Genomic DNA, 13,390 nt, shown 5'->3' with positions numbered 1-13,390 from the left:
CGTCAGTAGAGATCGAGCAGGTCGCTCGTGCTCAGCTCGCGGCTGGGGCGGTCGATGGCGATGCTGCCCGCCTGGATGCCTACCACCCGGTTGCAGTGGCGCAGCGCCAGCTCCAGGTCGTGCATGGCCAGTACCGCCATGTCATAGGTCTCGGTGAGGGCGCGCATCACGCGTTCCGCCTGGGGGCCGTCCAGCGCCGAGACCGGCTCGTCGGCCAACAGCACCCGGCCGCCCTGGTGAATCGCCCGGGCGGCGGCGACCCGCTGGCGCTGGCCGCCGGAGAGCTCGCCGCAGGGCGTCCAGCGTTTCTCGGCGATATCCAGGCGCTCGAGCAGTGCGGTGATCTCCACCACGTCGCGTTGGCGGGGGCGCACCAGGGTCCATAGGTTGGCCCACCAGGGGTAACGATCGAGGCGCCCCATATAGACGTTGTGAAACACCGAGAGGCTGGGCACCAGGCCCAGGTCCTGGGGCATCAGCGCCACGCCCTGATCCCGCCAGCGCTGGTGCATCAGTGTCAGCAGGGTCGACTTGCCGGCACCGCTCTTGCCCACCAGGGCGACGCGCTCACCGGGGGCCAGGGCCAGGTCCAGGGGACCCAGCACCCGAGCGCTGCCGTAGTCGGCCACCGCCCCCGCCAGGACCAAACCGGTCATCAGTCGAGCAGCCCCAGCTCGGTGGCGACGCGCTCGATCATGGCGTAGTCGTCGTTGTCGGCGGGAATAAAGCCGGAGCGCGGGAAGCTGGCCAGCAGTTCCGGCGCCTCCATGGCGATCAGGGCCTGCTGCAGGCGCTCGGTGAAGCCGGCGCCGAAGCGCTCGTCCAGGTCGCCGCGGACTGTCCACTGGTAGTCCGGGTAGGGCGGGGTCTGCCAGATCACCTGGACCCGCTCGGGATCGACACTGCCGCTCTCGACCTCGTTCTCCCAGGCCTTGTAGCTCACCACCCCGGCCTGGTAGGCGCCGGACTGCACCAGGGAGATGGTGCGGCTATGGTTGCCGCTGAAGCCGACCCGCTCGAAGAGCGCCTCCGGGGCCTCGCCGAGGTGCTCGCGCAGGAAGTATTCCGGCATCAGGCGCCCGGAGGTGGAGCTCTGGGAGCCGAAGCTGAAGGTCAGGCCGCGCAGCGCCTCGGGGGCGGTCGCCTGCTCCATGGGCTCGAGGCCGGTGTCGCGGTTGGCGATCACATAGCTCTTGTACTGGGGGTCCTCGACGCCCTGGGCGATGGCCCGGGCGCCGGGCACCAGCTGGCGTGCCTGGACCCCGGTGAAGCCGCCGAACCAGGCCAGCTGCACCTGGTTGTTGCGAAAGGCGGTGACGGAAGCGGCGTAGGAGGTGACGGGGATAAAGCGCACGTCCACCTCGAGCTCCTCGGCCAGGTAGTCGGCGACCGCGCCGAAGCGCTCCTGCAGGCGCGTCTCGTCCTCGTCGGGAATGGCGGTGAACACTAGGGTATCGGCGGCGGCCAGGGGGGCGGCGACCAGTCCCAGGGCCAGCATCAGGGCACGTAGCATGGCTGTCTCGTCCTCGGGTTGAGAAGAAGGCGCCAGGATACTCGATTGAGGGGGGCTTGCCGACCGCTCACCGGAAAAGTGGACGCGCCCGCACCGCGGGGGGCGGTGCGGGCGCGCTCAGTGATCCGGGTCGAGGCTGTCGCGTAGCGACTCGAGTTCCTCTACGCCGAACAGCTCCACCTTGCCGGCCAGCAGGTCGCTGAGGCGTTGGGGGGGCATGCCGACGCGATGGGCGATCTCGCGATTGGGCAGGTCGGAAAGGGCGATGCGGCGGGTCAGGATGCGCATCAGTCGAGAGCGTTTCTCCAGCTCTCGAACGTCCAGGTTGGGGGCCGTGCTTGCACTGTCTAGGGCATCCCAACCGCTGGATAATCGTGCCGTGCTCATGGTTCTCCGTTGGCCTTGGCTAGCGACGACCTCAGCATGCAAGGTTTTGCCGTGGCTTGCCAGGGAAAAATGCAGGAATTTGACCTTATTCCTTGGTCGCAGTCGGCGGCCAGCGTCGAGCAGTGAATTCCAGAACCTGCTAATTTTGACGGCGACGACAGGCCAACAACAACCATGACTTCCTGGAGCGAACCCATGTCTCGATTCAAGCTTACCCTGGCCGCCTCCCTGCTGGCCCTGGCCCCCGCCGCCTTCGGCCAGCAGCTCTCCATCGCCACCGGCGGTACCGGCGGCACCTACTACCCCTATGGCGGCGGCCTCGCCGAGCTGATCAACAACCATATCGAGGGAGCCAGCGCCGTGGCCGAGGTCACCGGCGCCTCGGTGGAGAACATGGGCCTGGTGTGGCGCGGTGACTCCGACCTGGCCCTGGCCCTGGCGGATACCGTCTACCAGGCCTATAGCGGCACCGGCGACTTCGAGGGTCGCCAACTGGAGAACATCCGTGCCCTGGCCTCCATCTACCCCAATGCGGTGCAACTGGTGGCCCTGGCCGACTCCGATATCCACTCGCTGGAGGACCTGCGCGGCAAGCGGGTCTCGGTGGGGGCGCCGGGCAGCGGCACCGAGCTCAATGCCCGCGCCCTGCTGGAGGCCAACGGCATCGACTATGACGACTTCACCCCCCAGCGCCTCAACTTCAACGAGACCGCCGATGCCATCCGCGACGGCGATATCGACGCCGGCTTCTGGAGCGTGGGGCCGCCCACCAGCTCCATCCTCAACCTGGCCACCACCCGCGAGGTGCGCCTGATCGGCCTCTCCGAGGAGGAGATCGCCAATGCCCGGGAGGCGGAGCCGGTATTCGCTCCCTACACCCTGCGGGTGGGCATCTACGACGGCGTGGACGAGCCGGTGCCGACCATCAGCATCCCCAACGTGTTGGCGGTGAGCAGCGAGATGGACGAGGAACTGGCCTACCAGATCACCAAGGTGCTCTTCGAGCAGACCGACGAGCTGATCGCCATCCATCCGGCGGCCAACGACACCACGGTACCGTTCAGCATCGACTCCACGCCCATCGCCTTCCATCCGGGGGCCCTGCGCTACTACGAGGAGGTGGGCGCCGAGGTGGCCGAGCATCAACGTCCCTGAGCCGTGTCGAGGCGTTTGACGGGGTGGGCCCTGGGGCCCGCCCTGGCGCTCGTGTCAGGCTTGCTGGTGGTGCCGGCGAACGCCTCCGAGGCGTGCCTGGCGGTGATCGGCGAGGACGGCACCACCCTGCTGAGCCGGCCCCGGCCCGAGGGAACGACCTGGTGCCTGGAATGGAACCACTCGGTGGCCGGCTTCGCGGTCCTCGATTGCTACCGCCATCGGGGCGGGCGCATGGTGCTGGAGCGCAGCCACCTGCCGGACTTCGCCGCCGGCCTCGATCATATTCCCGGCCGTGGGCGCCAGGTCTCCGACGGTCGGGGCGGTTACTGGATCGAGGCCATCGACGAGCCGGTACCCGGTAACGCCTATCGCCTGCGGGTCGGCGCCATGGCGGTGAACCATCGCCTGGTGGTGGCGGGCCGGCGCCTCAGCCTGAGCGAGCGGGCCGCCAATCAGGCGGTGACGATCCAGTTGCAGACTTGTGAAACGGGACCCCGAAACGATGACCCGCAGTGATTCCGGCGCCTCCCCGGCGCCTTCCGGCGCGCGCCCCACCCAGGGGCGAGCGATCCTCTGGTCGATCAGCCTGGTGGCGGTGGGGCTGTCGCTGTTCCAGCTCTACTCCGCCGGCATCCAGCCCCTGGGGCTCTTCTATCAGCGCAGCATCCACCTGATGCTGATCATGCTGCTGGCCTTCCTGATCTTTCCGGTCTTCGGCCCGCAGCGGCGTCGCGGCCTGCTGGGCTGGGCCCTGGACGCGCTCTTCCTGGGTGGGGCCCTGCTCACCGGCGGCTACCTGGTGCTCTACCTGGACGAGATCATCGGGCGCGCCGGCTTCTGGAGCCAGACCGATATCCTGGTCGGCTGCATCGCCGTGATCACGGTGCTCGAGGCGAGTCGCCGGGCGGTGGGGCTGGGCATGACCATTATCGGTGCCCTGGGCATCCTCTATGCCTTCGCCGGGCCGCGGGGCGAGCTGCCCTGGTTGGGGCAGTTCCTGCCCGGTATCCTCGAGCATCGCGGCTACAATATCGACCGGCTGGTGGGCCAGCTCTACCTGGGGCAGGAGGGCATCTTCGGCCTGCCGCTGGGGGTGGCGGCCACCTATATCTTCGTCTTCGTGCTGTTTGGCGCCTTCCTCGAGGTGACCGGCGCCGGCAAGTTCTTTATCGATATGGCCTATGCCGCCACCGGCCGCCAGCGCGGCGGCCCCGCCAAGGCGGCGGTGCTGGCCTCCGCCGGCATGGGCTCGATCTCCGGCAGCGCCATCGCCAATGTGGTGACCACCGGCGCCTTCACCATTCCGCTGATGAAGCGCCTGGGCTACAAGCCGCACCAGGCCGGCGGCATCGAGGCGGCGGCCTCCACCGGTGGGCAGATCATGCCGCCGCTGATGGGCGCCGGGGCCTTCCTGATCGCCGAGTACACGCGGATGCCCTACCTGGAGGTGGTCAAGGTCAGCATCCTGCCGGCGATCCTCTACTTCGCCACCGTTTACCTCTTCGTGCACATCATCGCCCTCAAGCAGGGCATGCAGGGCATGGCCCGATCGGAGCTGCCGCAGATGCGCCGGGTGATGCGCGATGGTTGGCACTTCCTGCTACCGCTGGGGGTGCTGGTGTGGCTGCTGGCGATGCATATGTCGCCGATGCGGGTGGGCTACTACGCGGTGATCACCATGGTGGCGGTGGCGGCCCTACGCTACGCGGTCTGGCACTTCTTCGTGGCGCCCGGGCAGGGACAGGCCGTCACCGCGGCCGGTATCGGCGCGATGCTCAAGGCGGGGCTCGCCAAGCTGCTGGAGGGGCTGGAGCTAGGTGCCCGCAACGCCGTGGCGGTCTCCATGGCCTGTGCCGTGGCCGGCATCATCGTCGGGGTGGTGGGGCTCACCGGCCTGGGGCTGAAGTTCTCGGCCATGATGATGGCCTTCTCCGGCGGCAATATCGTGCTGGCGCTGATCATGGTGCTGCTGGCCAGCCTGGTGCTGGGCATGGGGCTGCCGGTCACCGCCAGTTATATCGTGCTGATCGTGTTGGTGGGCCCGGCGCTCACCGCCGAGTTCGGCATCCCGCTGTTGATCGCCCACCTGGTGGTGTTCTGGTACTCCCAGGACTCCAACGTCACCCCGCCCATCGCCCTGGCCGGCTTCGCCGGGGCGGCCATCGCCGGCAGCAAGCCCATGGCCACCGGGGTGCAGGCGTGGAAGTTCGCCAAGGGGCTCTACCTGATTCCGGTGTTCATGGTCTTCAATCCGGAGATCATCCTCGGCGGCCCCTGGCCGGTGCTGATCTGGAACGGGTTCATCGCCATCCTGGCGCTGGGGGCCTTCGCCGCGGCCCTGGAGGGGTACCTGTTCACGCGCATGGCCTGGTTGCCACGGCTGGCGATCGTGCCGGCCATCGTGGCGGTCTTCTATCCCGATCTGCGGGTGGAGGTCGCCGGGGTGGCGGTCATGCTGCTGGTACTGGGGGGCAACTGGCTGGCCAGCCGGCGGCGGGTCGCCGCCGGCTGAGCGGGCAGAGGCTGCGGGAGGGGTTAGCCGGCCTCGGCGCCGGTCTCCTCCAGCGCCTCGACGTCGGCCTCGTCGGCCATTGTCTCCGCGGCCGGGGGCGTCGGCTCGGCGACCCGGGTCAGGACCAGCTCCGGGACCTCGGGGCTGGCTTCGCTCAGGTCCACGCCGTGATGCTCGGTGGTGGTCCACAGCAATTCGCCCTGGGCGTCGCGGATCTCGCCGCGCAGCGCGTAGCGGTGGTTGGTTTGCACCTCGGCCGGATCATAGGCGAGGCGGAAGTCGACGGGGACCTGGCCCTCGGGGGTGAGGTGCTTCTCGGCGAGGATCTCCGCCGGGGCATCGGCCAGGGAGACGTCGAGCAACTGGACGATGATCACGCCCTCCTCGGGCAGGGCCATGCGCTCCCGGTAGCTCAGGCGGCCACTCAGGGTGGTCGTTTCGGCGGCCTCGGCGGCAGGCGTTTCGGTGGTCTCGGCACTGGAAGTGTCGGCAGTATCGCCGGCGCTCGGTGAGACCTGGCCACCCTCGGCAGTATCGCCGGCGCTTAGCGAGACCTGGTCACCATCGGCGCTGGCGGCGGTGTCCTCGGATTGACTGCAGGCGGCCAGGCTCAGGCTGGCGGCGAGGGCGGTAATCAGCATCAGCGGATATTTCATGGGGCTCTCCTTGGGGGAAACGGTTGCGAAGGACGGCATCCCGCCGACACGAGCCACCCTAACAGGCAAGTGCGCACCAAGGGTGAAAGCCGGCGTCGCCAAGGGGCGACGCTGCCCAGCTGGTCAAGATGACGCCGGGGCATGGCCTGGGTAGAATACTGCCCCTTCGATTTTTACCCATACTCGATATCAGGCACCCGTTTGCCGAGGAGCAGGCCATGCAGTCGTCCCACGAGGCGCCGTCCACCGCGTCATCCTCTTCTTCTCCCCGCGTAGGCGTGATCATGGGGTCCAAGTCCGACTGGCCGGTGATGGAACATGCGGTGACCATGCTGGAACGCCTGGGCGTGCCCTATGAGACCCGGGTGGTCTCCGCCCACCGTACCCCGGACCTGCTCTTCGACTATGCCAAGTCTGCCGCCGAGCGTGGCCTCTCGGTGATCATCGCCGGGGCCGGCGGCGCCGCTCACCTGCCGGGCATGGTGGCCTCCCAGACCGCCCTGCCGGTGCTCGGCGTGCCGGTGGAGTCCAAGGCCCTCAAGGGGCTCGATTCGCTGCTCTCCATCGTGCAGATGCCCGGTGGTATCGCCGTGGGCACCCTGGCCATCGGCAAGGCCGGGGCCACCAATGCGGGCCTGCTGGCGGCGCAGATCGTCGGCCTGCAGGACGCCACCATCCGTCAGGCGGTGGAGGCCTTCCGTGCCGAACAGACCGAGACGGTGCTCGATAACCCGGACCCCCGTCCCAGCGAATGAGGAAGCAACCATGAATATCGGCGTTCTGGGTGCCGGCCAACTGGGCCGCATGCTGGCCCTGGCGGGATACCCCCTGGGCAATCGCTTCACCTTCCTGGATACCACCGGCCACCCCAGCGCCGGCATCGGCGAGGTGATGATCGATACCGACCAGAAGCACCTGGCCGACTTCCTGGCCAAGGTGGACCTGGTCACCTACGAGTTCGAGCACCTGCCGGTGGCCCTGGTCCAGGCCATCGAGGAGCAGACCCCGGTCTACCCCTCCAGCGAGGCGATCCGGGTCTGCCAGAATCGCGTCGAGGAGAAGGCACTGTTCGACCGCCTGGGCATTCCCACCCCCGCCTACCGTGTCGTGGAGCATGCCGACGAGCTCGAGGCCGCTGCCCGGGAACTGGGCTGCCCGGTGGTGGCCAAGTCGGTGACCGAGGGCTATGACGGCAAGGGTCAGGTGGTGCTCCGCGATCCCTCCGAGGCCGAGGCGGCCTGGCGCGGCATCGGTCATCCGCGGCTGATCGTCGAGGCCTTCGTCGACTTCGTGCGCGAGGTGTCGATCATCGCCGTGCGTGGTCGCGACGGTGAGGTGGTCTTCTACCCGATGGCCGAGAACCAGCACGTGGACGGCATCCTGCGCTACTCGGTGGCGCCCCTGCCGGACCTCGACGCGGCCGTGCAGCAGACCGCCGACGGCTATATTCGCGCCCTGCTCGACGAGCTGGACTATGTGGGGGTATTGACCCTGGAGCTTTTCCAGACCCGCGACGGCGGCCTACTGGCCAACGAGATGGCGCCCCGGGTGCACAACTCCGGGCACTGGACCCAGGACGGCGCCGTGACCAGCCAGTTCGAGAATCACCTGCGTGCCATCCAGGGGCTGCCCCTGGGCGATACCGCGGCGCGCCAGCCCACCTGCATGGTCAATGTGATCGGCCGCGAAGGCGATGCCGCCGAACTCCTGGCCCTGGACGATGCCCACCTGCATCGCTACGACAAGGCCGAGCGTCCCGGGCGCAAGCTGGCCCACGTTAACCTGGTGGCACCGACCCATGAGGCGCTGCTGGAAAAGGTGCGAGCCTGCGCGGCCCTGCTGCCGGAGGCCCCGGCGCCGCGCTTTAGCTTCGAGCCCTGAGGGTCGTCAGGGACCCGAGACGACCGCGACGCCGCCCATCGGGCGGCGTCGTCAGTTCTGCCGGCCGAGGGCCTGGACCTCGCGGCCGGCGCGGGTCAGCAGGGTGCGAATCCAACGGTGCGCGGGGGCGTGATGCTGGCGATCGTGCCATAGCTGATAGAAGCGCATCGGCGGGAAGTCGATGGGGCAGGGGCAGATGGTCAGCGGCAGCAGCCGGGCGAAGAAGCTCGCGAAGTGGCGGCTGGTGGTGAAGATCAGGTCGCTCTCCTGGAGCAGGTAAGGGGCCAGGCCGAAGGACTGCACCTCGACCACCTCGTGGCGTTCCAGGCGCAGGCCGGTCAGGTAGCGGTCGATGACCCCGCGTTGGCTGCGGGAGTAGGGTAGGGGCACCACATGCCCCGCGTCCAGGTAGGCCTCCTGGGTCAGGGCCGGCTCGGCGGCCAGGGGGTGATCCTCGGCCATCAGGCAGACGATCTCGTCTTCCAGCAGCATCGACAGGTGCATGCGCTCCGGGGGCTCCGGCCAGTTGCCGATGACGATATCCAGTTCGCCCTCGGCCAGCGCCGCTTCGAAGTCGTAGTCGGGACCCAGGGCATGGACGGAGAGGCGCGCCTGGGGCGCCTCGTCGCGCAGCATGCGCACCGCCGTGCGCATGAAGATCGGTGCCAGGTAGTCCGGGGCGCCGATGCGGAACTGCTGGCGGCTGCTGGCCGGTTCGAACTCTGCCGGTGACTCGGTGAGACGGTCGATCTCGGCCAGGGCGCGGCGCGCATGGGGCAACAGCTCCAGGGCGCGCTCGGTGGGCACCATGCCGCCCTTGTCGCGGACCAGCAGCGCATCGTCGAAGATCTCGCGCAGCTTCTTCAGCGCGGCGCTGATCGCCGGCTGCGACTGGTGCATCAGGATCGCGGTGCGCGACACATTGCGTTCGTCCAGCAGCAGGCAGAGTACCCGCAGTAGGTAGGTGTCCAGTGGATCCTTGTTTCGGTTTGCCATCAGGGCCCCTCGGATCATCGTCTTGTTGGTCGCATGGCGCGGTCGGCGCGCGGCGAGGGCCGTTCCCGGCGGCCGGCCGATCGCTCATTATGTATACACTGTGACGTAGATAATAACGACAATTACAGGCGACAATCCAATCGGGCGCGAAGTATTTCCCCCGCCGTGGGGCGCAAAGCGCCCCGATCGATCGAGCTGCCCCTAGCCCAGCAATAGCAGGCTAGCCAGCCAGCCGAGACTCAACAACAGCAGAAACAGGATCGCGGCGAGGAGCAGGGGCCGCAGGCCCAGGGCGCGTAACCTGTCCAGGCGAGTCTCATAGCCCAGGGCCGCCATCGCCAGGGTCAGGGCGATCCGGCCGAGTTCCACCAGGCCGTGATGCAAGGCCGGTGGCAGGCTCACCAGACTGTTGACGCCGACCATGGCGACGAAGCCGAAGGCGAACCAGGGCACGGGCGCCGTCGAGGGCGTGCCCGGGTGCCCCGATGGTCGACGCCAGTGGCGTGCCAGGAGCAGCAGGAAGGGCACCAGCAGCATCACCCGCAGCAGCTTGACCACCAGGGCATTGGCCAGGGCCTCGGGGCCCACCGCCTCGCCGGCGGCTACCACCTGAGCGACCTCGTGGAGGGTCGCGCCGATATAGATGCCGAAGAGTCCCTCCGACATGCCACTGAACGGATAGAGCAGCGGGTAGAGCAGCATCGCCAGGCTACCGAAGAGCACCACCGTGGCCACCGCCATGGCGGTGGCGGCGGGCCGGGCGCGGATGGTGCTCTCGGTGGCCAGGATGGCGGCGGCGCCGCAGATGGCACTGCCGGCACTGGTCAGCAGCGCCGTCTCGCGATCCAGGCCCAGCCACCGGGTCCCCAACTGGTAACCCAGCGTCAGCACCGTGATCATGATCAGCAGGTCCAGCACCACGACCCAGGGCCCCAGGGCGAAGAGCTGCTGCAGGGTCAGCGACAGGCCGAACAGCACGATGCCGGCGCGCAGCAGGCGGCGAGTGGCGAAGGCCAGGCCGGCGGCGGGGTCGCCCAGGCGCCGGCCCAGGGCGAGGTTGCCGGCCACCATCCCCAGCAGTAGGGCGATGACCAACGGGGAGATGCCGCGCTCGGCCAGGGGCGGCAGGGCGGCCAGGGCGAGGCCGGCGGCGGCGAGCAGGCCGCTGATCAGGAGTCCCGGAAGCATGATGTCCTCATCCGTGCTGGGTGGTGAGGGCATCTTAGGGACTGTTAGTATTCTTGGTTATCAGTAAATAACGAAAAGTCTTTTCGGAAAAATCGATATGAAACCCGCGGTCAGCTTTCGCCAGCTCCGAGTCTTCGTCGCGGTGGCACGCCTCGGTACCCTGAGCGCCGCCGCCCGGGAGCTCTGCCTCTCCCCCTCGGCCACCAGCGAGGCCCTGGCCGAACTGGAACGCCGCCTGGGGGTCGCCCTCTTCGACCGGCCGGGGCGGCGGCTGACCCTCAATGTCCTCGGCGAGGAGCTGTTGCCACGGGCCGAGCGGCTGCTGGAAGGCGTCGAGGAGTTCGTGGCCGCGGCCCGGGAGCCGGAAGGGGAGCTGCGCGGCAGGCTGGTCGTGTCCGCCAGCGCCACCGTGGGCACCTACCTGCTGCCCGGCCTGGCGGGGCGCTTCAACGAGGCCCATCCGGGAGCGGAGCTGCGCCTGCGGCTACGCAACTCCCGGGAGGTGATCGATGAGGTGCTGCGCCTGGAAGCGGATCTCGGCCTGATCGAGGGAGAGTGTCGGGAGCCCAGCTTGGTCAGCGAGCCCTGGTGCGAGGATCGCCTGGTGATCGTGGCTTCCCCCCGGCACGCCCTGGCCGCGGCGGGGCATCTGGACGATGCCGCCCTGGCGCGGGGCCCGTGGATCCTGCGGGAGCCGGGTTCGGGAACCCGGGCGGTCTTCGAGGCGGCGATGCGCGGGCGCTCGTTGACGCCGCGGGTCGCCATGGAGCTGGGCCAGCACGAGGCGATCAAGCAGGCGGTGCGTGCCGGCCTGGGACTGGGCTGCCTGTCGGAATTCTGCGTGGCCGGGGAGCTGGCCCGGGGCGAGCTGGTGGCCCTCTCCAGCGACCTCGGCCTGCGACGCCGCTTCTCCCTGGTCTGGCATCCGCAGCGCTACCGCAGTCCGTTATGGCAGGCCTTCAAGGTGGCCCTGGGGGAGTATGGTGCCGGGAGCCTGGCGGCTCCCGGCGGGGCCTGAGCCTCAGGCGCCGACGATACCGCCGTCTTCACGGCTGATCGCCAGGGTGGCGGAGCGCGGGATGGCGTCGCCGCCGTCCGGCCAGTGGCTGGCGTAGTCGCCGGCGGCGAAGGCGGAGGCCTCGGTGGTGGCGCCGGGGTGCTGGACATTGACGAAGAGGGTGCGCCGGTCCGGGGTCATGGTCACCCCGGTGATCTCCTGGCCGATGGGGCCGGTCAGGAAGCGCTTGAGCTCGCCGCTCTCGGGGTTGGCCACCAGCATCTGGTTATTGCCGAAGACCTCGTAGATGCCATCGTTCATCACCGACTCGCTGATATCGGTCTGGATCCACAGGCGGCGCTCGGCGTCCATCCACAGGCCATCCGGCGAGGCGAGGATGGCGTCGTCGTCGAGGGGCGCGCCGTTCGCATCGCGGCCGCTGTCCCGGTCGCCGGCCAGCAGGAAGATATCCCACTGGAAGCGGGTGGCGTCCTGCCCGCCCGCTTCCCGCCAGCGGATGATATGGCCGAAGGTGTTGTTGGCCCGCGGGTTGGCGGCGCCCTCCTGGCCCGGCTCGCGGCGGGTGTTGTTGGTCAGGGTGAAGTAGACCTGGCCGCTGGCCGGGTCCACGGCGCCCCACTCGGGGCGATCCATCTTGGTGGCGCCGGCGGTGTCGGCGGCGGAACGGGCATTGACCAGGATATCGGCGAGATCCGCGAAGCCGTTCTCCGGGGTCAGGCCGTTCTCGCCGGGGGCCAGGGCCAGCCACTCGCCGCTGCCGTCGGCGTGGAATTTCGCCGCATAGAGGGTGCCCTCGTCGAGCAGCGAGCCATCCGCGGTGGCGGCCCGATAGGGGCGCGCCGAGACGAACTTGTAGATGTACTCGAAGCGGGCGTCGTCGCCGGAGTAGCAGACCACCGGCTCGCCCTCCACCGCCGGGGCGAAGACCACCCCCTCGTGGGCGAAGCGTCCCAGGTGGGTGCGCTTGATCGGCGCGGCCTCGGCGTCGAAGGGATCGATCTCCACCATATAGCCGAAGGTATGCGGCTCGTTGCGGTAATCCTCGGCGGCGGAGCCACCCCGCGGGGTGGCATCGAAGCGCAGGAACTCGTCGGCGCCGCCGGCGGCCTTGTGCCACTGGTAGCGGCTGGTGTCGCGGCGGGTGATGCCATAACGGGCCTGGCGGCGGTCGATGGTCTCGGCGCGATTGGCGAAGTAGCCGGCCCAGTTCTCCTCCGAGGCCATGTAGGTGCCCCAGGGGGTGACCCCGTTGGCGCAGTTATTGAGGGTGCCGCGGGTCGTGCGCCCGTCCGGGCTGTATCGGGTGATCACATGCTCGCTGCCCGCCACCGGCCCGGCCAGGCGCATCGGCGTCAGTCCGGTGACGCGGCGATTGTGGGCGTCCTTGATCAGGTGCCACCGGCCATCGTCGTCGCGCCGCAGATGCACGATGGAGACGCCGTGGGCATGCAGCTCCCGGCGCACCTGGTCGGCGTCGCGGCTACCGTCGGCCAGCTGTGGGAAGCCGCCGGAGTCCAGCGCCAGTCCCGCGGCGGCGGCGTGCATGAAACGCGGCTCGATATATTCGTGGTTGAGCACCAGCAGGCCCTCGTCGGAGCGGCCATCGAGGGGGAAGAAGTGCATGCCGTCGTGGTGGCTGCCCACCTGCTGGGCCTGGTCGTCGGCGCCGTTGTCGGGGGCGAAGTCGGGAGTCCCCTCGGCCAGGGAGGTGCCCCAGGGGATCATCGCCTGGACCCGATAACCCTCGGGAACCACCACTGAATCGGCGCTGCTGGTGGGGATGGCGGCGAAGCCCAGGCTCGGGCCACGGCCGCCCTGGCCGGCGAAGGCGCCGCCGAAGGGCAGGCTGGTGGCCATGGCGCCAGCGACGGCGGCGGCCAGGCTACCGCGCAGCAGGCTGCGCCGGCTCAGCCGGGTCTCGAGAATATCGCCGAAGTAGGCGTTGCCGGAGGCATTGCTCTGGGGCTCGTCGCCGGCGGCCAGTACCGGGTCCGTGGTGCCAGGAAGCTGCTGAGTCATGGTCGGTTCCTTGTGAATAACGACTGGGCAGTCCCGTATCCTCGCCATCCCGCGTTGCAATCCGA

The 13,390-nt window shown here is 68.9% G+C and carries 13 protein-coding genes; 6 read left to right on the top strand and 7 right to left on the bottom strand.

Features of this window, described 5'->3' with window-relative positions:
- Positions 1–2: 2 nt before the first annotated feature.
- The 3 genes from HPA02_RS00205 to HPA02_RS00195 all read right to left on the bottom strand — a co-directional run bounded on the left by HPA02_RS00205 (position 3) and on the right by HPA02_RS00195 (position 1,900).
- Positions 3–656, bottom strand: a complete 654-nt coding sequence (locus tag HPA02_RS00205) for an ATP-binding cassette domain-containing protein (protein WP_146800665.1) — start codon at positions 654–656, stop codon at positions 3–5.
- On the bottom strand, positions 656–1,513 hold the full coding sequence (locus HPA02_RS00200; protein WP_146800663.1) for a putative selenate ABC transporter substrate-binding protein: 858 nt from the start codon (positions 1,511–1,513) through the stop codon (positions 656–658). The genes HPA02_RS00205 and HPA02_RS00200 overlap by 1 nt, the downstream gene beginning before the upstream one ends.
- Positions 1,514–1,630: 117 nt before the next feature.
- Positions 1,631–1,900, bottom strand: a complete 270-nt coding sequence (locus tag HPA02_RS00195; RefSeq protein ID WP_146800660.1) for an XRE family transcriptional regulator — start codon at positions 1,898–1,900, stop codon at positions 1,631–1,633.
- A 195-nt stretch (positions 1,901–2,095) separates the two neighbouring features.
- Between HPA02_RS00195 and HPA02_RS00190 the strand changes: the two genes are divergently transcribed.
- Genes HPA02_RS00190 through HPA02_RS00180 form a run of 3 tightly spaced genes read left to right on the top strand, consistent with a single transcriptional unit; the run spans position 2,096 to position 5,567 of the window.
- Positions 2,096–3,055, top strand: a complete 960-nt coding sequence (locus HPA02_RS00190; protein WP_146800658.1) for a TAXI family TRAP transporter solute-binding subunit — start codon at positions 2,096–2,098, stop codon at positions 3,053–3,055.
- Between the two features lie 51 nt (positions 3,056–3,106).
- Complete coding sequence (locus HPA02_RS00185; protein ID WP_371832402.1) at positions 3,107–3,571, top strand: DUF1850 domain-containing protein; 465 nt, start codon at positions 3,107–3,109, stop codon at positions 3,569–3,571.
- The gene (locus HPA02_RS00180; RefSeq protein ID WP_146800654.1) at positions 3,558–5,567 is read left to right on the top strand and encodes a TRAP transporter permease; all 2,010 of its coding nucleotides are present in this window, start codon (positions 3,558–3,560) and stop codon (positions 5,565–5,567) included. Before HPA02_RS00185 ends, HPA02_RS00180 begins: the two co-directional genes overlap by 14 nt.
- Positions 5,568–5,590: 23 nt before the next feature.
- Here the strand turns inward: HPA02_RS00180 and HPA02_RS00175 are convergent, their stop codons facing one another.
- Positions 5,591–6,223 (bottom strand): YbaY family lipoprotein, encoded by a 633-nt coding sequence (locus tag HPA02_RS00175; RefSeq protein ID WP_222593963.1) that lies wholly within the window; start codon positions 6,221–6,223, stop codon positions 5,591–5,593.
- A 218-nt stretch (positions 6,224–6,441) separates the two neighbouring features.
- On the opposite strand from HPA02_RS00175, the gene purE reads away from it, so the two are divergent.
- Positions 6,442–6,978, top strand: coding sequence for a 5-(carboxyamino)imidazole ribonucleotide mutase (purE, locus tag HPA02_RS00170; protein ID WP_146800652.1), 537 nt, complete (start codon positions 6,442–6,444; stop codon positions 6,976–6,978).
- A gap of 10 nt (positions 6,979–6,988) precedes the next feature.
- Positions 6,989–8,104 (top strand): 5-(carboxyamino)imidazole ribonucleotide synthase, encoded by a 1,116-nt coding sequence (locus HPA02_RS00165; RefSeq protein WP_146800650.1) that lies wholly within the window; start codon positions 6,989–6,991, stop codon positions 8,102–8,104.
- Between the two features lie 51 nt (positions 8,105–8,155).
- Here HPA02_RS00165 and HPA02_RS00160 read toward each other — a convergent pair whose 3' ends face one another.
- The gene (locus HPA02_RS00160; RefSeq protein WP_198057157.1) at positions 8,156–9,100 is read right to left on the bottom strand and encodes a LysR substrate-binding domain-containing protein; all 945 of its coding nucleotides are present in this window, start codon (positions 9,098–9,100) and stop codon (positions 8,156–8,158) included.
- Positions 9,101–9,301: 201 nt separating this feature from the next.
- Positions 9,302–10,288 (bottom strand): YeiH family protein, encoded by a 987-nt coding sequence (locus HPA02_RS00155; RefSeq protein ID WP_146800648.1) that lies wholly within the window; start codon positions 10,286–10,288, stop codon positions 9,302–9,304.
- Positions 10,289–10,385: 97 nt separating this feature from the next.
- On the opposite strand from HPA02_RS00155, the gene HPA02_RS00150 reads away from it, so the two are divergent.
- Positions 10,386–11,306 (top strand): LysR family transcriptional regulator, encoded by a 921-nt coding sequence (locus HPA02_RS00150; protein WP_146800646.1) that lies wholly within the window; start codon positions 10,386–10,388, stop codon positions 11,304–11,306.
- Positions 11,307–11,309: 3 nt separating this feature from the next.
- On the opposite strand, the gene HPA02_RS00145 is transcribed toward HPA02_RS00150, so the two are convergent.
- Entirely contained in the window at positions 11,310–13,325 is a 2,016-nt protein-coding gene (locus tag HPA02_RS00145) for a PhoX family protein (RefSeq protein ID WP_146800644.1), read from the bottom strand.
- Positions 13,326–13,390 lie beyond the last annotated feature (65 nt).

It is taken from the genome of Bisbaumannia pacifica (genome assembly GCF_007989625.1).
Taxonomy (GTDB): Bacteria; Pseudomonadota; Gammaproteobacteria; order Pseudomonadales; family Halomonadaceae; genus Bisbaumannia; species Bisbaumannia pacifica.
This window is presented reverse-complemented; position numbering and strand designations above follow the sequence as displayed.

Bases quoted from the DNA above. Each gene is read 5' to 3' on its own strand.
- HPA02_RS00190 (WP_146800658.1), top strand. From the start codon at position 2,096: ATGTCTCGATTCAAGCTTACCCTGGCCGCCTCCCTGCTGGCCCTGGCC.
- HPA02_RS00195 (WP_146800660.1), bottom strand. From the start codon at position 1,900: ATGAGCACGGCACGATTATCCAGCGGTTGGGATGCCCTAGACAGTGCA.
- HPA02_RS00155 (WP_146800648.1), bottom strand. From the start codon at position 10,288: ATGCTTCCGGGACTCCTGATCAGCGGCCTGCTCGCCGCCGCCGGCCTC.
- HPA02_RS00160 (WP_198057157.1), bottom strand. From the start codon at position 9,100: ATGGCAAACCGAAACAAGGATCCACTGGACACCTACCTACTGCGGGTA.
- HPA02_RS00200 (WP_146800663.1), bottom strand. From the start codon at position 1,513: ATGCTACGTGCCCTGATGCTGGCCCTGGGACTGGTCGCCGCCCCCCTG.
- purE (WP_146800652.1), top strand. From the start codon at position 6,442: ATGCAGTCGTCCCACGAGGCGCCGTCCACCGCGTCATCCTCTTCTTCT.
- HPA02_RS00150 (WP_146800646.1), top strand. From the start codon at position 10,386: ATGAAACCCGCGGTCAGCTTTCGCCAGCTCCGAGTCTTCGTCGCGGTG.
- HPA02_RS00175 (WP_222593963.1), bottom strand. From the start codon at position 6,223: ATGAAATATCCGCTGATGCTGATTACCGCCCTCGCCGCCAGCCTGAGC.
- HPA02_RS00165 (WP_146800650.1), top strand. From the start codon at position 6,989: ATGAATATCGGCGTTCTGGGTGCCGGCCAACTGGGCCGCATGCTGGCC.
- HPA02_RS00180 (WP_146800654.1), top strand. From the start codon at position 3,558: ATGACCCGCAGTGATTCCGGCGCCTCCCCGGCGCCTTCCGGCGCGCGC.
- HPA02_RS00145 (WP_146800644.1), bottom strand. From the start codon at position 13,325: ATGACTCAGCAGCTTCCTGGCACCACGGACCCGGTACTGGCCGCCGGC.
- HPA02_RS00205 (WP_146800665.1), bottom strand. From the start codon at position 656: ATGACCGGTTTGGTCCTGGCGGGGGCGGTGGCCGACTACGGCAGCGCT.